The organism is Psychrobacillus psychrodurans (genome assembly GCF_050209195.1).
Taxonomy (GTDB): Bacteria; Bacillota; Bacilli; order Bacillales_A; family Planococcaceae; genus Psychrobacillus; species Psychrobacillus psychrodurans.
On sequence record NZ_CP189791.1, the window covers coordinates 656,648 to 673,604 of the forward strand.

14 protein-coding genes and 1 riboswitch are annotated in these 16,957 nt (G+C 38.7%); of the genes, 11 read left to right on the forward strand and 3 right to left on the reverse strand.

The annotated features are described in order from the left end of the window. Positions 1 to 1,065: 1,065 nt before the first annotated feature. Positions 1,066 to 1,251 carry a 2-hydroxymuconate tautomerase gene (locus ACQCPR_RS03260; RefSeq protein ID WP_090564533.1) on the reverse strand — a complete coding sequence of 62 codons (186 nt, stop codon included), beginning with the start codon at positions 1,249 to 1,251 and terminating at the stop codon, positions 1,066 to 1,068. A gap of 66 nt (positions 1,252 to 1,317) precedes the next feature. Between ACQCPR_RS03260 and ACQCPR_RS03265 the strand changes: the two genes are divergently transcribed. Further along, positions 1,318 to 1,833: a YwhD family protein gene (locus ACQCPR_RS03265; RefSeq protein WP_340928550.1), complete on the forward strand. Its 516-nt coding sequence runs from the start codon at positions 1,318 to 1,320 to the stop codon at positions 1,831 to 1,833. Positions 1,834 to 2,147: 314 nt separating this feature from the next. Here the strand turns inward: ACQCPR_RS03265 and ACQCPR_RS03270 are convergent, their stop codons facing one another. Beyond that, complete coding sequence (locus ACQCPR_RS03270) at positions 2,148 to 4,214, reverse strand: transglycosylase domain-containing protein (RefSeq protein WP_427138163.1); 2,067 nt, start codon at positions 4,212 to 4,214, stop codon at positions 2,148 to 2,150. A 167-nt stretch (positions 4,215 to 4,381) separates the two neighbouring features. Here ACQCPR_RS03270 and speE point away from each other — a divergent pair, with 167 nt between their 5' ends. Together speE and speB are read left to right on the forward strand one after the other, a co-directional pair. Continuing rightward, positions 4,382 to 5,215 (forward strand): spermidine synthase, encoded by an 834-nt coding sequence (speE, locus tag ACQCPR_RS03275; protein WP_093493763.1) that lies wholly within the window; start codon positions 4,382 to 4,384, stop codon positions 5,213 to 5,215. A gap of 4 nt (positions 5,216 to 5,219) precedes the next feature. Further along, positions 5,220 to 6,092: an agmatinase gene (speB, locus tag ACQCPR_RS03280; protein ID WP_427138164.1), complete on the forward strand. Its 873-nt coding sequence runs from the start codon at positions 5,220 to 5,222 to the stop codon at positions 6,090 to 6,092. A gap of 189 nt (positions 6,093 to 6,281) precedes the next feature. Here speB and ACQCPR_RS03285 read toward each other — a convergent pair whose 3' ends face one another. Further along, complete coding sequence (locus ACQCPR_RS03285) at positions 6,282 to 7,355, reverse strand: diguanylate cyclase (RefSeq protein WP_427138165.1); 1,074 nt, start codon at positions 7,353 to 7,355, stop codon at positions 6,282 to 6,284. Positions 7,356 to 7,571: 216 nt separating this feature from the next. On the opposite strand from ACQCPR_RS03285, the gene ACQCPR_RS03290 reads away from it, so the two are divergent. The 8 genes from ACQCPR_RS03290 to ACQCPR_RS03325 all read left to right on the forward strand — a co-directional run bounded on the left by ACQCPR_RS03290 (position 7,572) and on the right by ACQCPR_RS03325 (position 16,948). Continuing rightward, the gene (locus ACQCPR_RS03290) at positions 7,572 to 7,991 is read left to right on the forward strand and encodes a DUF1934 domain-containing protein (protein WP_427138166.1); all 420 of its coding nucleotides are present in this window, start codon (positions 7,572 to 7,574) and stop codon (positions 7,989 to 7,991) included. Next, positions 7,992 to 9,659, forward strand: a complete 1,668-nt coding sequence (gene argS, locus ACQCPR_RS03295) for an arginine--tRNA ligase (protein ID WP_427138167.1) — start codon at positions 7,992 to 7,994, stop codon at positions 9,657 to 9,659. It abuts the gene before it with no gap. A 1,069-nt stretch (positions 9,660 to 10,728) separates the two neighbouring features. Continuing rightward, a riboswitch (cobalamin riboswitch) is annotated at positions 10,729 to 10,869 on the forward strand. A 123-nt stretch (positions 10,870 to 10,992) separates the two neighbouring features. Continuing rightward, positions 10,993 to 11,961 carry an ABC transporter substrate-binding protein gene (locus ACQCPR_RS03300; protein WP_090565711.1) on the forward strand — a complete coding sequence of 323 codons (969 nt, stop codon included), beginning with the start codon at positions 10,993 to 10,995 and terminating at the stop codon, positions 11,959 to 11,961. 4 nt (positions 11,962 to 11,965) lie between these two features. Next, positions 11,966 to 12,949, forward strand: a complete 984-nt coding sequence (locus ACQCPR_RS03305) for a FecCD family ABC transporter permease (RefSeq protein ID WP_427138899.1) — start codon at positions 11,966 to 11,968, stop codon at positions 12,947 to 12,949. Position 12,950: 1 nt separating this feature from the next. After that, positions 12,951 to 14,420 carry an adenosylcobinamide amidohydrolase gene (locus ACQCPR_RS03310; protein ID WP_427138168.1) on the forward strand — a complete coding sequence of 490 codons (1,470 nt, stop codon included), beginning with the start codon at positions 12,951 to 12,953 and terminating at the stop codon, positions 14,418 to 14,420. A gap of 2 nt (positions 14,421 to 14,422) precedes the next feature. Continuing rightward, entirely contained in the window at positions 14,423 to 15,382 is a 960-nt protein-coding gene (cbiB, locus tag ACQCPR_RS03315; RefSeq protein WP_427138169.1) for an adenosylcobinamide-phosphate synthase CbiB, read from the forward strand. Then, complete coding sequence (locus ACQCPR_RS03320; protein WP_427138170.1) at positions 15,369 to 16,445, forward strand: pyridoxal phosphate-dependent aminotransferase; 1,077 nt, start codon at positions 15,369 to 15,371, stop codon at positions 16,443 to 16,445. Before cbiB ends, ACQCPR_RS03320 begins: the two co-directional genes overlap by 14 nt. Next, positions 16,418 to 16,948, forward strand: coding sequence for a bifunctional adenosylcobinamide kinase/adenosylcobinamide-phosphate guanylyltransferase (locus ACQCPR_RS03325; protein ID WP_427138171.1), 531 nt, complete (start codon positions 16,418 to 16,420; stop codon positions 16,946 to 16,948). Before ACQCPR_RS03320 ends, ACQCPR_RS03325 begins: the two co-directional genes overlap by 28 nt. The last annotated feature ends 9 nt before the right edge of the window (positions 16,949 to 16,957 follow it).

A 16,957-nucleotide genomic window follows, 5' to 3' on the forward strand; every position in this document is an offset into this window, starting at 1 on the left:
TAAAGATTCACTCGGTAATAAAATAGCAACAAGTCTATTCAAATCCCTTCACAAACCCTAGAAATGCGTTTGGATTTTAAGGACCGGACGTTTTTCTCTCCGGTTTTTCTTAAACGATAAGAAAGTATATAAAAATGTCCCGTGAACACTGGGTTCTCGACACTTTTAAGAGAGAATAATCCTGCTGATTTCCGTTTCAGGTGGACGCTTTCCGTGGGCGTTGCCTCAGCCTCCTCGCTGGAAAACAAATGCTCCTGCGGTTACTCGTCGCAAAGACATTACCCAAACAAAGTTTGGCCAATGTCTTCGCTGCGGGGTCTTCGCCTAACGCTTTTCCCACTGGAGTCGCCACCTTGCACTACAATCAACTATGTGAGTAGTCCCCCTTATTAAATTTGGCAAAGCATATCGCTTAGATAATAAGATTAGTCCAAGTTAATGTAGGGAAAAACCATTTGTAATCACTGTTGAATTAGAAATGCTATTATTTCATGATGGATGAAGGAATCAGACTTTCTTTTTACCAGTGGAAATAAAGAGAAGTAGTAAGTATTTGCCTTATAAAGAAGCGAAGTAGCTCACGAAGTTGCATCTTCGTGAGCTTCCTCTATGAATAGGAAAGTATCTTATCTCTAGTTATCCAAAAATGCACTAATCTGTTTCTTAGCGTTTAGGAGGGCGTCGGACAGGCAAACGCCATAAGATTACCGAAAAAAGTGATATTGGTTGTGACGGATGTCACAACCAATATCACTAAAAATTCACTCGGTAATCATATAGCAAAACGTCTGTCCAAAGCACTTCGAAAACGTTAGAAACAGGTTTTGAACTTAAAGGACCTGGCGTTTTTTGCACGGTTTTTCTTATGTAAAAATTATCCTTTCCGCAAGTAAAAGTTACTTAAGAGCAAGTAAACTGAGAAGTAGCACAAGTAACTAATAAAGAGAGCGAGTAAATCACAATTGTGCGCAAATATACGGCAGGAGAGAGCAAGTAACCTTCCGAATGGCACCATGAATGGAATAAAAAAACGAACCCTTCAAAAAAGGCTCGTTTCCAATCTTCTTATCTATCGCTGAACAACTTACCAGCAGTTCCATAATGATTTTTCGGCATCTCTTCGATGAATACAGTAACATTCTCTACAGGTGCATTAACTGTCTCGGAAACAGCTGCAGTTACCTTCTCAACTAATGCTCTTTTTTGCTCGTCCGTACGTCCTTCTAGCATTTTTACTGTTACATATGGCATTTCATTTCCTCCTTAAGTGAAATTTTCTGTATACTAGTATCATACCAGAACGGAGGGGACTATCGAATGACTAACGAAGAAAAACCAAAACAAAAAATTGGCTTCACGATTATTAAAAATGATCCGACCGATGGACATAAGGGATTTGGTGTAGGTTCTCTTTCATTAGAGAATGTATCACCAGTCATTATTGATATAGAAGAAGACGTTGCGAGAGTCGAAATTGGGGCAATGCATGCCAGAAGTGACACCGAGCGAGGCATTAAATTTACGACAAACAGAGAAGACTCCGCTGGAGGAAAACCGTATTGGCTTGTCTGGGTGACAATAGATTATAATCCAGAAGGACCTTATTTTGCTGGAGTTAGTGCTTGTGAAATGGTTATCAACCGTGAAAAACGTCGTGGGTATAAAATCTTAGCAGATCATGTAAATCGTATGGACAAATCAATGAAACGTCAAATTCTGGTAGATTTTATGGATGACCGCTCCAAAATTATTTTACGTGAATTCTTACAGAGTCATAACAAAGAAATGTGGGAAAGAAGCGAAGAAAAGCTACACCAAGATCTATCTGTCTAAGCCAACTAATCAAATAGTCTGTTTAGGTGGTTGAATTAAAAGCAAAAAGAAAGTACAATTTAGTTAAAGCTTACTTCCATGTAATGCTAGGACACTTAGTGGACTCAAATATGTAAATTGTTTGTGTGAATGGACAACCCAATCCTATAAACGCATTTTTTTACAGAAAGCCAAGCTAAGAAAAAGCATTCTATTACCTAAAGATGGGTAGTAGAATGCTTTTTATTTTATTTTTATTGATATCCTAATTAGCCGATAATGTTTGAAATACGATGGGTTTTTAATCTAGTCTGACCTATTTTCCATTTTCTACCTTATTCAAATAAATTAAATGGGAAGATAGACCAAGGAGGAGAATCTTCAGATTTATCCTCGAAAGTTTGCTGCTTCAATTTTGGATCGGTGCAAAGCTTAGTTGGCACATCTTTTTCCTTTAAATATACTAATCGCTGTTTTTCACAGGCAGATGTAGCGATTCCACCTGTCTCTATATCGACAATGACACCTTGCACACCGTCTGGAGCAACGAATGGCTCGACTGGGAGTCCTTGATGAACAGCCTCCATAAATTCAATCCATACTTGTTTTGTTACTTGTTTCGCTTCTGCATCACTCACTTGTTTACCTTGATCGTACCCATTCCATACACCGGTTGTTAACTGTGGAGAGTAGCCTATCAAATATTGATCGGTGTTTGTAGTTCCAGATTTTGCAGCATAAGGTCTCGTTTGTTTTGCTCGAATACTAATACCTGTTGCAGGAGAATAGTCATTGAAAACAGGATCGAACATGCCTGTTAGTAAATGAGACAATATAAATGAATCTTGTTCGGTTAATACCTTTTTCCCTTTTATATCATTTTCCTTTATATCATAAATAACGTTTCCACTTTTATCTGTTATTTTCGTAATATACGTAGGTTTTTTCTGGATGCCTCCAGCGGATATGGTGTTATAAACTTTTGTCATTTCTAGTAAGGAAACTTCCGTTGTCCCCAGCGCTGTAGCGGGAGTATCCTTGACAGTCATATCCAAATTAAATCTTTCCGTTAATTGTTGAAATGGTTTATATCCAATTTCCTCCAACGTTTTAACTGCATAAATATTATCAGAAATAGCGAGAGCTTGTGCCAGAGAAATAGGGTGACCTGCAAACTCACCGTTCACATTTTTCGGTTCATATTCTTGGCGGCCGTTATCATATGTGAAAATAGTTCGTTCACTTTTCATATAAGTAAGGGGGGAGAATCCATTTTCCAAAGCTGCTGCAAATAATAATGCTTTTACGGTAGAACCAGGCTGTCTCTTAGCCTGCGTAACACGGTTAAATGGGCTATCCGCGAAATCTCGTCCGCCTACCATTGCTGTCACAAAACCAGTATCTGGTTCCATACTGACGAATCCTACTTGTAATTCTCCTTCTGGCATCCACTTTTCAATCATTTGTTCTGCTACTTGTTGATGCTGTTTGTTTAACGTAGTTTCAATCGTCCAGCCACCTTCCTCAATACGGCGACCTTTTTCTAGGGCAATATCTGTAGCCTCTTTCCACACTTCCTCTAAAAAATAAGGAGCGGTTTTCTGTTTAACTAATGAGTCCTCTGCCTTTAATACGAAATTTTCGTTATACGCTCGTTCCTTTTGCTCGGTAGTTATCTTTTGTTGGTTTTCCATCAATGTCAAGATGAGCTGCTGGCGAGTGACTGCTTTTTCTTCATTTACTAAAGGTGAATAATAGGTAGGACCTTTCGGAATTCCGACTAAAAGTGCGGATTCAGCTAGAGTTAAAGATTTGGCGCTCTTTCCGAAATAAAATCTACTTGCTGCCTCGACGCCATACATACCGTGGCCAAAGTATACCGTATTCAGATATCCTTCTAACAGTTCATCCTTATCGTAGAAAATTTCTAGTCGGTACGCATATAATGCTTCATTTATTTTTCTGGTCCAAGATTTTTCATGAGTAAGAAATAAATTCCGAGCGTATTGCTGCGTAATTGTACTGGCACCCTCCACTTTTTTACCGGCTTTTATATCCTTTAAAATAGCAGAAGCAATTCGAGAATAATCAAACCCGTGGTGCTCATAAAACTCCTGATCCTCAACTGCTACAGTAGCTTGCGGTAGAAAAGGGGACATTTCATCCAATGAAATCCAATATCTGCGTTGCTCCTTAAAACGATCACCGATAACATTCCCTTGACTGTCTAAGAAGACAGAAGAAATTGGCACTTGAATCATAGGGGCACCAACGATTTGAGCGTATATTCGGAGCGTGATGACTGCGCTAAAAAGTGCACAAATAGCGGCAATACTTAAAAGTAACAGCCTTTTCCATCTTTTAGTTCGTATGGCCTTTTTTCTATATTGAATACGCCCCATGAAATCAACTCCGTTCTAATTGATATTTTCATTAGTATGAGAACAATAGATTCAAATTAAACGGAAAAACAAAAAAGTATTGCACTTTTGTCAAAAAGCACTATACTTTCAATGTATTTATTTTTTTAATAAATAACAAAACCCATTATAGAAACGGAGATAGATAAATGGCTGGATTTTGGTTTACAGAGAAGCAAACCGAGAATTTTGGCATCACAATGAAGGTGAAACGCACTCTTCATACCGAGCAGACAGATTTTCAATTGTTAGAAATGGCAGAAACTGAAGAATGGGGAAATATGCTCTTTTTAGATGGCATGGTAATGACCTCTCAAAAAGACGAATTTGTATACCATGAAATGGTTGCACATGTTCCTTTATTCACACATCCTAACCCTGAAAATGTGTTAGTAGTTGGTGGTGGAGACGGTGGAGTAATTCGTGAAATTATGAAGCATCCTAAAGTGAAGAAAGCAACGCTTGTTGATATAGATGGAAAAGTAATTGAGTACTCAAAAGTATACTTACCGGAAATTGCATGTGAATTAGATAACCCTCGTGTAGATGTTCAAGTAGGCGATGGTTTCATGCATATAGCTGAGTCTGAAAATGAATATGATGTAATTATGGTAGATTCTACAGAGCCAGTTGGACCTGCAGTAAACCTATTTACAAAAGGCTTCTACGCTGGAATTTCTAAAGCGTTAAAAGAAGACGGTCTATTCGTTGCGCAATCGGACAACCCTTGGTTCAAGGCAGATTTAATTCGCCAAGTTCAAAAAGATGTGAAAGAAATTTTCCCAATTACAAATATGTATTTGGCGAATATTCCAACATATCCAAGTGGATTATGGTGCTTTACAATCGGATCTAAAAAGTATGATCCATTACAAGTGCCAGATGAGCAATTTTTTGATATTGAAACAAAATACTATACAAAAGAGCTTCACAAAGCGGCATTTGTACTACCAAAATTTGTGAAAGACCTTGCAGGAGAGTAAGCCCATGCGATTCGAAGAAGCATACTCAGGTAATGTATTTATAAAAAGTAAACAAAATTATGATGAAGCACAGGCAGTTATCTACGGTATGCCAATGGATTGGACAGTAAGCTATCGTCCTGGCTCGCGTTTTGGCCCTGGGCGAATCCGTGAAGCATCAATCGGCTTAGAGGAATATAGCCCGTATCTTGACCGCGAGCTAGATGACGTGAACTATTTTGATGCAGGGGATATTCCACTACCATTCGGTAATGCAGAAAAGAGCTTAGATTTAATATCGGGTTTTATTCGTCAACTATTGCTAAATGGGAAAATCCCTGTAGGCATGGGAGGCGAACATTTAGTGTCATGGCCTGTCATGAAAACAGTGGCAGATAACTATGACAATCTTGCGATTATTCATATGGACGCGCATACAGATCTACGTGAAGAATACGAAGGTGAACCGCTTTCTCACTCCACACCAATCCGTAAAATCGCCGAATACATCGGTCCAAAAAACGTCTACTCATTCGGAATTCGCTCTGGTATGAAAGAGGAGTTCGATTGGGCGAAAGAAAACGGCATGCAAATTCATAAATTCGAAGTATTAGAGCCTTTGAAAAAAGTGCTACCAACATTAGAGGGGCGTCCTGTCTATGTAACAATCGATATCGACGTACTGGACCCAGCGCACGCACCTGGAACAGGAACAGTAGACTGCGGAGGAATCACAAGCCGTGAGCTATTGGCTTCTATTCACGCAATTGCAAATTCTGGTGTAAACGTTGTAGGCTTTGACCTAGTAGAAGTAGCACCGAATTATGATCCTTCGGAACAGACCGTAAATACAGCTTCGAAGCTTCTGCGCGAAATGATCTTAGGATGGGTTAAATAGAAAACATAAAAACGTGATGTCATTAGGACATCACGTTTTTATTGATTAAATATGAGTCTGGATTCTGCCTTAACTATTTCTCTCCATCAGTATCACTTGATTAGGGAAAATAAAACCACAAGTATAAGTGTCACTTTAGTGAACAATATACTCGTGGTTTCAATTGAAAATTTCATTCCATTATTAATTCTAATTGATATGTATTACTTTATTTCTTCCAGAAGTTTTAGCCAAGTAAAGGGCTTCATCAGCAAGCTTATACAATTCATGAGTTGTTATAGCATCTTCTGGGTAAGTACTAATACCGCCTGAAATAGTTATACTCAGTTTTTCTCCTGTTGAGATCAGGAACAAGTTTTTCTCAATTGATAATCTAATGAGATCTGCAATTTCTATGCTCTTATCATCTGTAGTATTTGGAAGGATGACTGAAAATTCTTCTCCTCCATTTCGAGAAACAATACCTCCGAATGGTTTACTTGTATCTTTTATTCGGAGTGCTAATTCTTTCAATACTTCATCTCCAACAGGATGTCCGTATGTATCATTTACCTTTTTGAAATAGTCAATATCCAACAATAGTAGTGAAAATACTTCATTATTTTCTATAAGCTGTTGAGTGCATTCTTGAAATTTCCGGTTATTATTCAAGCCGGTTAGATAGTCTGTTGCAGACATCTCTTCAATATGTTTTATCTTTTCAAAAAGAGAGCTAAGTAGTTTAAGAATGACAAAAATAATGGAAAACGACAAGACTGAAAATACTATAAAGCTTATAATGGCCAACCACGTTTCAAATTTCCAATTGCCTAAGAAACCTAAAACAATAGAAGTTTGCAAGATGGAATATCCAAAAAAGTAAGGGACGTTTTGAAAGGTCATCGTTTTCTTCCAACTCCAAAGTCCAATAACTAGTCCTATTACGATAGTGCTGCTACCAGCAATCAGTGCATTCGTGGAATATCCGTACATGAATAGGCGGAAGACCCCGATTATTGTTCCGCTTATAATAGGTGCAAACGGCCCTCCTAAGACACCGGATAATGCAATAACCGCCATTCTCCCATCCACAATAAAGAAATCAGAAATGCTAACAGAGGTTAACATTAATAGACAACCAGTAAATCCGCTTAATATCCCAAGTATAAATCGGGCGTAATTATAAGATGGTATATAAACATTTAATTTATTTTGAAATGGAATATAGGTAAGAATTGCAAAAGTAAACAAAATACAAAAATTAATAACAAAGTCAATAAGCACAAAGGTCACCTTCTTAAAATATCTCGGTCCATTATAACCTTTCGAGTATGAATAGTATATTACTTTTTCAGTGATTAGTTGTCACATTCCTTAATATTAAGATATAATATGAAGGTTATAGTAAAAAAATATATGATATTGTGAATTGTCTTCCAGTTGCGGTCAATAATCGCTTTTAGGAAATCATAAATAAAACTTCTACAAAGGATGATAGGCATGTCTACTCCATTACAAAAGACAGTAAATATACGACTAGTTTCTACAATTCGTCATCCGAATGTACAAGAAGAAACAATCAACATAGAAATCAAAGGCACTTTAACACTAAAAGGTAAACAGTATTATCTAGTTTACGAAGAAATGCAAGATCAAAAGAAAACTCGAACGACTGTGAAGTTAGGTGGACAGACCGCGTTGATACTACGAAGTGGTGGAGTTAAGATGCGCTTGCCATTTGAACGGGGAGAACTACAAACGGGTAGCTACGATACTCAATATGGAACACTTATAATTACTACAAATACAAAGCATTTACATTTTGATGATGGCCATTTTCAAGTGGAATATGAGCTAATCATAAATGAAGAAGTTGCTGGTACATATACATTAGAACTAATTTATACGGAGGCGGAATAAATGAACTCAGTAGAACAGCTACAACAATCCATTAAAGACGCATTACAACAAGCAATTATAAAAGCAGAACTTGTAACGGAAGAGCAAATTCCTGCAATCCAACTTGAAACACCAAGAGATAAGGCAAATGGTGATTACGCAACAAATATTGCAATGCAGCTAACAAAACTTGCGAAAAAGAATCCTCGTCAAGTGGCGGATGCAATCGTGGAAAATCTTGATATGTCAGGAACAATGATGGAAAAGATTGATATCGCTGGTCCTGGATTCATGAATATCACGGTTCGTAAAGATTACTTACAAGATGTAGTAAAGGCTGCCCTTACAGAAAAAGAAAACTTTGGCCGTTCAACTTCAGGTGCGGGAGAAAAAATTCAAGTGGAATTCGTATCAGCTAATCCAACTGGTGACTTACATTTAGGGCATGCCCGTGGAGCATCTGTAGGAGATTCTTTATGTAATGTGCTTGATTTTGCTGGATTTGACGTTGCTCGCGAATATTATATTAACGATGCCGGAAACCAAATTCATAACCTAGCTATTTCGATTGAAGCTCGTTATTTCCAAGCTTTAGGATTAGATAAAGAAATGCCTGAAGGTGGCTACCACGGGCAGGATATTATCGACATCGCAGCTGCTCTTGTTGCAGAACATGGTGAAAAATTTGTATCCATGTCGGATGAAGAACGCTACAAAGCATTCCGTGCACATGGGTTAAAAGTAGAGCTTGCAAAACTTCAAAAAGACTTAGCTGATTTCCGTGTTGGTTTTGATAACTGGTTCTCGGAAACATCTTTATATGAGAACCGTAAAATTGAAGTAGCTTTAGATAAATTACGTGCGAACGGTCATATTTTTGAAGAAGAAGGAGCAACTTGGTTCCGTTCTACTACATTTGGAGACGACAAGGACCGTGTACTTATCAAGAGTGATGGCTCTTTCACGTATTTATTGCCCGATATTGCATACCACGAAGATAAATTAGTTCGTGGATTCGATCAATTGATCAATATATGGGGAGCAGATCATCACGGCTATATACCACGTATGAAAGCGGCAATTGAGGCGCTTGGGTATGAGCGTGAAAAACTTGAAGTATCAATTATTCAAATGGTTCAACTATATAAAGACGGCGAAAAAATGAAAATGAGTAAACGTACTGGGAAAGCTGTTACAATGCGTGAGCTTGTGGAAGAAGTAGGTCTAGACGCAGTACGTTACTTCTTCGGTATGCGATCAGGTGATTCACATATGGACTTCGACTTAGACTTAGCTGTTTCTCAATCTAATGAAAACCCAGTGTTCTACGCTCAATATGCACATGCACGTATTTGTTCAATTTTACGATCAGCAGAAACGCAAGGCATGAAAGTGTCGACTGATTCACTTGAATTATTGCAAAGTGAAAAAGAATTAGATTTACTGAAGAAAATTGGTGACTTCCCACAAATAGTTGCAGATGCTGCAAAACTTCGTGCACCTCACCGAATTGCAATTTATATCCAAGAATTAGCTACGACATTCCATAGCTTCTATAATGCGGATAAAGTACTGAATTCGGATAACGTGACGCAATCAGAAGCTCGCCTTGCACTTGTAACAGCAGCACGTCAAACAATCTCAAATGCATTGCGCCTACTAGGTGTATCTGCACCTGAACAAATGTAATCCTAAACCCTCGACCTTGGTTGAGGGTTTTCTTATGCTGTTCATTTGGAATTAATATCCACAACGCGAGTAAGTGCCGCTCAAGAGCAAGTAAGCCTAGCCTATTCACAAGTATTTCTATCCTGAACGCAAGTAAAGGTCCGGTGACACCAAGTAAACAACAAACGAGAGCAAGTAAACGTTAATTCCTCTCTTATATTAGAGCAATCTCCAAATTATCAAGTTGAAAAATTGGAATTAACTTCCTGAACGCAAGTAAATACATCTCAAGTAAGCCTAGCCTATTCGCAAGTATTTCTTTCTTGAACATAAGTAAAGGTCCAGTGACAGCAAGAAAACAATAAACGAGAGCAAGTAAACGTTAATTCCTCTCTTATAATAGTGCAATCTCCAAATATCAAGTTGAAAAATTGGAATTAACTTCCTAAACGCAAGTAAATGCCTCTCAGGAGCAAGTAAGCCTAGCCTATTCACAAGTATTTCTATCTTGAACGCAAGTAAAAGTCCAGTGACAACAAGTAAACAACAAACGAGAGCAAGTAAACGTTAATTCCTCTCTTATATCAGAGCAATCTCCAAATTATCAAGTTGAAAAATTGGAATTAACTTCCTGAATGCAAGTAAATACCTCTCAAGAGCAAGTAAGCCTAGCCTATTCACAAGTATTTCTATCCTGAACGCAAGTAAAGGTCCGGTGACACCAAGTAAACGACAAACGAGAGCAAGTAGACGTTAATTCCTCTCTTATATCAGAGCAATTTCCAAATTATCAAGTTGAAAAATTATAATTAACTTCCTAACCGCAAGTAAATGCATCTCAAGAGCAAGTATTCATAACCCCTTCGCAAGTATTTCTATCTTGAACATAAGTAAAAGTCCAGTGACAACAAGTAAACAACAAACGAGAGCAAGTATATGTTAACTCACCTCTTATGCGAGAGAGATCCCTAGCTATACGAGAGAGATACGCATATGAACGAGAGAGCTCACCTCCAAACCAAAACGCCAACAATAAAAAACGAAGTCGACAGTCATAAAAAATAAGGTATAATGAAGACAAAGCAACATCAATAAATAAATGCATAGAGGTGCTCTAGTTACGGATTGCTAGAGTTAAAAGGGAAGCTGGTTAAAGTCCAGCACGGTCCCGCCACTGTATGTGATGCAACACATCATAAGTCAGAAAACCTGCCTATATGCTTTACGCCCGTTACCTACGAGGATAGGTTTGGTGTAGGTCTGGCTCATTGTATTTTCGTGCAGATTTATACCTATCTATCTCTCATCAATAGGATGGGAGATTTTTTATTGGCTTAATTAGGAGGAATGTAAAATGAAGAAATTATGGCAGTTATGGATGACATCCGCTTTAGCAGTTCTATTGCTTGTAGGATGCGGACAAGAAGAAGTTAAACCTGAAGAAAATACAGGAAATACACAACAAGAAACAGTAGTAGATGAAACAACTTTCCCAATTACAATGACCGATGCAGTCGGTACTGAGATTACATTAGAGGAAGCACCAAAAACAATCGTTTCTATGCAACCAAGTAATACAGAAATTTTATTTGCACTTGGATTAAATGATGAAATTGTTGGAGTTAATGATTACGATAACTACCCAGAAGAAGCGCTTGAAAAAGAGAAAATCGGTGGTATGGAATTCAACGTGGAAAAGATCGTAGCGATGAATCCGGATATTGTATTTGCTCATGAATCTGCCTTGGGTGTAGGTGAAGCTGGATTTCAACAAATTCGCGACGCTGGAGTAAAAGTATACGTAGTGAAAAATGCAACGGACTTCAATGAAACATATACAACAATTGAGGAAATTGGTCGTGCTACTGGTAAATCTGAGGAAGCACAACAAATTGTAGAAGATATGAAAGCAAAAGTAGCAGAAGTTAAAGAGAAAGTAGCAAAAGTAGAAACGAAGAAAACTGTATTCGTTGAAACTTCAGATGTTCCGGAAATTTATACACCTGGTAAAGAAACGTTCATGCAAGAAATCTTAGATATGGTGAATGCTGAGAATATTGCAGCGGATCAAGAAGGCTGGTTTAAAATAGAACCAGAAGAAATTGTTAACCGTAATCCGGACGTAATTATTGTAATGTATAGCTATGTAGAAGGAATTGTGGATAGCGTGAAAGCTCGTGACGGGTTCGATTCTATTACAGCTGTGAAAAACAATGAAGTTATACAAGTAGATGAAAACCTAACAAGTCGTACAGGTCCACGTCTTGCAGAGGGATTAGAAGAAGTAGCGAAAGCAATTTATCCAGAGGCTTTTAGTGAGTAAAGCCTTGATCGGCTACATCTTGTCCATAATAGCTCTTTTTGTAGCAATTTGGCTAGGTGTATCGGTCGGATCCGTAAAGGTACCGATCAGCACATTATGGGATACGGGAGCAGATGCAATCGCGACCAATATCGTTTGGAAAATTCGCATGCCACGTGTGGTGCTTGCAGGACTAGTAGGTGCATCACTAGCCATTGCAGGTGCTGCATTTCAAGGGTTATTAAAAAATCCGCTTGCCGATCCTTATACGTTAGGAGTGTCGTCCGGTGCCTCAGTTGGCGCCGTGGCTACGCTCTTTTTCGGTATTTCGGTGCCGTTTTTAGGAATATTCACATTGCCTGTTTTCAGTATGATTGGGGCTCTAGTTACGATGCTACTTGTTATTACATTTGCCAAGCTAGTCGATCGTTCGATGAAAATGGAAACAATTATTTTGACTGGAATTATTTTTAGTTCTTTTTTAGGTTCTGTAATTTCGTTAATGATTGCATTGACAGGAGAAGAATTGAGACAAATTATTGGATGGCTACTCGGAAGTGTATCAATGCGCGGATGGAGTTTTGTTCAAATGGCATTGCCGTTTGTGGTTATTGGCACGATTTTATTGTGGTTAAACAGAAGAGAGTTAAATGCAATGTTATTTGGAGAAGAACGTGCACAGCATTTAGGGGTCAATGTGAAAAAGCGGAAAATGATGATTTTAATTGGCGGCTCCATGCTGACAGGAACAGCGGTCGCTGTATCTGGAACGATTGGATTCGTAGGGCTTGTCGTTCCGCATATGACAAGGCTATTATTTGGTTCCGATAACCGTCACGTGTTACCACTTAGCTTCATAAATGGAGCAGCATTATTAATCATCTGTGATTTAGTGTCTCGTACGATTATTTCTCCAACTGAACTACCGATTGGTGTGATAACTGCATTTATTGGGGCACCAGTTTTTGCATTTATTTTCTTTAGACAACGGAAAAAAGGAGGCATTTAATATGTTACAAGTGAGAAATGTATCGGGTGGATATGATCACAAATTAATCGTTAAAAACGTCTCATTTGAAGTTGGAAAAGGTGAAATGCTTGGGATTCTTGGACCAAATGGAAGCGGAAAATCTACATTGCTAAAAGTAATAAGCGGTATTTTACATATGGCGGCTGGAGAAGTTTTGATTGAAGGGAAATCGTTAAGGTCTCATTCATCGAAAGAGCTTGCAAAAAAAATGGCGGTTTTACCACAATTACATAGTCATGCATTTTCTCATTCTGTGAGAGACACGATCGCACTTGGCCGATATCCCCATCAAAGTGGATTATTTTCTTCATGGTCGGATGGAGATGAAACGGCGGTTGTTGAAGCGATGCAGCTAACAGCGATGGAAAGATACGAGCATCAAATGCTAGACCTATTATCTGGTGGGGAACAACAACGTGTATTTGTTGCCCAAGCACTTGCTCAACAAGCACCTTTACTCCTACTGGACGAACCGACCAATCATCTAGACATTGCACATCAAAAACAATTACTTGATACGATTAAAACACAGGCGATTGAAAAAGGAATCACTATTATTAGTGTATTTCATGATATAAATCTCGCATCTCTATACTGTGATCGTCTGCTATTAATGGATCACGGGGAGGTACAAGTAATAGGTGCACCTCAGGAAGTAGTGAAGAAAGATCAAATTGAATCGGTGTATCAAGCCCGTATTAGTACAAATCCTCACCCTGAACGTCCGAAGCCTCAAATTACAATTCTTCCGGATGTAAATGAAAAGCAGAATGATGAGCTTATCACAGCAGAGAACTTTCAAGTTACGGCAGAATTGGTTATTTTTCAAGCTGAAACGCAACTCAAAACATGGTCATCCGCAGTGATTAATGCAGGAAGTGGCTGGTACAAAAACTTCGTCAATAGAAGAGTGGACGCTAGCTATGCTTGCGATAATGTAAAAGAAGAAATGCTTGAATACTTAGCGGACAACGGTTTTTCTGAAGCAGATACAGTAGGAATGATGACCGCAGTAAAGACTACGGATGCTGTCATTAAAGAATATGACACACCTTTTGGAAGCATCGTCATTATGGTTACTGCAGGAGTAGGGAATGCAGTGGACGTCTCTAGAACACATGAAGTAGAGATGCTTCCAGCAATTGGTACCATTAATACATGGATAATTGTGAATGGAGAACTTTCAGACGAAGCTTTTATTCAATCAGTTATTACAGCTACCGAATCAAAAACGAAAGCACTCGCTTTTGAACAGGTAAAGGACCCTCGTACTGGAACGATTGCTACCGGAACATCTACGGATAGTGTACTAATAGCAGCGACCCAAAAAGGGACACATATTCCATATGCAGGACCAATCACGGAAATAGGGAAAAAAATAGGACTCGGTGTGTATGAATGCACAGTGGAAGCTATTAAAGTCTACAAAAAAGCAAAAGGTTGGGAGTAGGCATGGGTCCACATATAATTGCAATAGCGATAGGCTTAATACTGGATAGAATAATTGGCGATCCACCGAGTTGGCCGCATCCAGTTAAATTGATTGGAACGCTTATTTCGAAACTAACAGCTTGGTTGAATAAAGGTAGAGCACGCAAGGCGAAAGGGTTTTTACTTGTTTTTATAGTCGTTGGTTTAACATTCTCTGTCACACTAGCTTTACTAATAGGTTCATACTCCATACATATATGGGTGGGGATTGCAGTAGAAAGTATACTAATCGCATCTGGGCTTGCACAGAAAAGTTTAAAAGTGGCAGCATTAGATGTATATAAACCGTTAGTAGCAAAAGATTTACCGTCCGCAAGACAAAAGCTTTCCTGGATTGTCGGTCGTGATACAGAAAAGTTAGATGAACAAGAAGTTACTCGTGGCGTCGTAGAAACAGTATCAGAAAATATTAGTGACGGAATAACTGCGCCACTTTTTTATGCATTTGTGTTTGCTGGTGCGCCTGGACTTTGGTTATATAAAGCGATAAATACGCTCGATTCAATGGTCGGTTATAAAAATGAAAAATACGAGGACTTCGGATTTGCAGCCGCAAAGCTGGATGACATAGCGAACTATATACCAAGCCGATTAACTGGCTATATTATCATGCTGTGGGGCAAAAAAGAGAGTGGATTGTCTTTTAGCAAACGAATGAAAGGCTGGTGGCAGGATTCGAAAAAACATCCAAGTCCAAATAGTGGCTATTTAGAAGCAGCGACTGCTTATCAGCTAGGCATTCAACTTGGAGGTATCAATACATATAAAGGAATCATTTCCAACCGAGCACTCATGGGAATTGGAGAGGTTCCATTATCGCCAAACCATATATTAAGCACCATCTCTCATATGAATACTGCTGTAGTTCTATTTTGGCTGTGGATGATGGTCATTGGAGGGGTTTTATTTGGCATTACCTAATCACGGTGCAAATGCTCATCATGTATATGAGCGACTAGGAATCGAAATGCCCGAAACGGTTATTGACTATAGTGAAAATGTGAATCCATTAGGAGTACCGACGTTTGTGAATGAAAAATGGTCAACCTATGCACAGCTAATCACAAAATACCCGGATCCACAGGGAGAACCATTTTTATCGGCAGCTGCAAAATATCACGGTATTTCGGTTGAAAATACGGTTGTTGGAAATGGGGCGGCGGAAATATTTGCGAGCCTTGCAAAACGGTATGAAAATAAACGTGCAGTATTGATTCATCCGACTTTTTCCGAATATGAAGCAACACTTGCACCTTACAATGTATACATAAAAGAGATAATTGCGACTGGGAAAGTCCCTTTGGACGAAGTTCTCGATGAAGTAGAGTTTGCGGAAGTAATCTACATTTGTAGACCTAATAATCCGACCGGTTATTTAATCCCACTGGAAGAAATTATTCAAATAGCAAAATTTGCGATGAGATATAAATGTGAAGTTATATTAGACGAAGCATTTCTAGATTTTATAGATGAAAAAGAATCTTTTATCCCGTATTTAAAGGAATTTCCAAATGTTATTGTCGTACGCTCAATGACGAAAATGTATGCAATCCCTGGTATTCGACTTGGATACGCTTTAGCTAATAAATCCATCGTAAACGATATACGCTCGAGAATGCCACACTGGAATAGTAATGCGATTGCGGCGACAATTGGAGCAGAGTGTTTGCTAGAGGAAGATTATCGAATGCGAGCAATCGCATTCGCAAAAGAAATGCGTGAACAATTGACGGAGTTTCTAGTGAAATGGAACTGTATTGTGTTACCATCAGCGACTAACTTTCTCTGTTTTCAACTACCAGATTCTTCACGTTCTAAAGAGTTTTTCGAGAGTTTATTAGCCAAAGGGTGCGTGCTCCGCCATACAGAAAATTTCAAAGGGCTAGATGGAAAATGGTTTCGGGTGGGCATGAAAGAGATTTCTCAAATGGAGCATTTGCAAAAGGAGATGACCGCATGGTTCGTGGAAAACTTGTCTTCATAACGGGCGGTGTACGTAGTGGAAAAAGCAGCTTCGCTGAATATTACTTAATGGATAAGCGGGCAAACCGAAATGTGTATATAGCTTCTGGCGTTGCAGTGGATAAAGAAATGAAAGAGCGCATAAAAAGACATCAAGTTGACCGTAAAAGCTACCCAGTCGAGTGGGTGACGATTGAGCAACCGCGTAATCTCGAACAAATCATTCCCAAAATCCAAAAAGATGATGGCATCCTATGGGATTGTGTCACGACCTGGCTAGCTAATGAACTGTATGAAGGGCAAATGGAGAAAGTAGAGCAGCAGCTATACGAGACAATAGACCAGCTATTAAAAAAAACAAAGATAGTCGTAATTGTTTCAAATGAAGTACTCGATGAACCTGTATCAAAGTATGAATTTACAGTTCTATATCAAGCGTGGATTGGGCAAATCCATCAAAAGCTTGTTTCGAAGGCAGATCATGCCTTCGAAATGGAATATGGCGTCAGTCATCAGTGGAAATGAGGGATATAG

Coding starts and splice junctions, on each gene's coding strand:
- ACQCPR_RS03265 (WP_340928550.1), top strand. CDS start 1,318: ATGACTAACGAAGAAAAACCAAAACAAAAAATTGGCTTCACGATTATT.
- argS (WP_427138167.1), top strand. CDS start 7,992: ATGAACTCAGTAGAACAGCTACAACAATCCATTAAAGACGCATTACAA.
- speE (WP_093493763.1), top strand. CDS start 4,382: ATGGCTGGATTTTGGTTTACAGAGAAGCAAACCGAGAATTTTGGCATC.
- speB (WP_427138164.1), top strand. CDS start 5,220: ATGCGATTCGAAGAAGCATACTCAGGTAATGTATTTATAAAAAGTAAA.
- ACQCPR_RS03310 (WP_427138168.1), top strand. CDS start 12,951: ATGTTACAAGTGAGAAATGTATCGGGTGGATATGATCACAAATTAATC.
- ACQCPR_RS03300 (WP_090565711.1), top strand. CDS start 10,993: ATGAAGAAATTATGGCAGTTATGGATGACATCCGCTTTAGCAGTTCTA.
- ACQCPR_RS03270 (WP_427138163.1), bottom strand. CDS start 4,214: ATGGGGCGTATTCAATATAGAAAAAAGGCCATACGAACTAAAAGATGG.
- ACQCPR_RS03260 (WP_090564533.1), bottom strand. CDS start 1,251: ATGCCATATGTAACAGTAAAAATGCTAGAAGGACGTACGGACGAGCAA.
- ACQCPR_RS03325 (WP_427138171.1), top strand. CDS start 16,418: ATGGTTCGTGGAAAACTTGTCTTCATAACGGGCGGTGTACGTAGTGGA.
- cbiB (WP_427138169.1), top strand. CDS start 14,423: ATGGGTCCACATATAATTGCAATAGCGATAGGCTTAATACTGGATAGA.
- ACQCPR_RS03290 (WP_427138166.1), top strand. CDS start 7,572: ATGTCTACTCCATTACAAAAGACAGTAAATATACGACTAGTTTCTACA.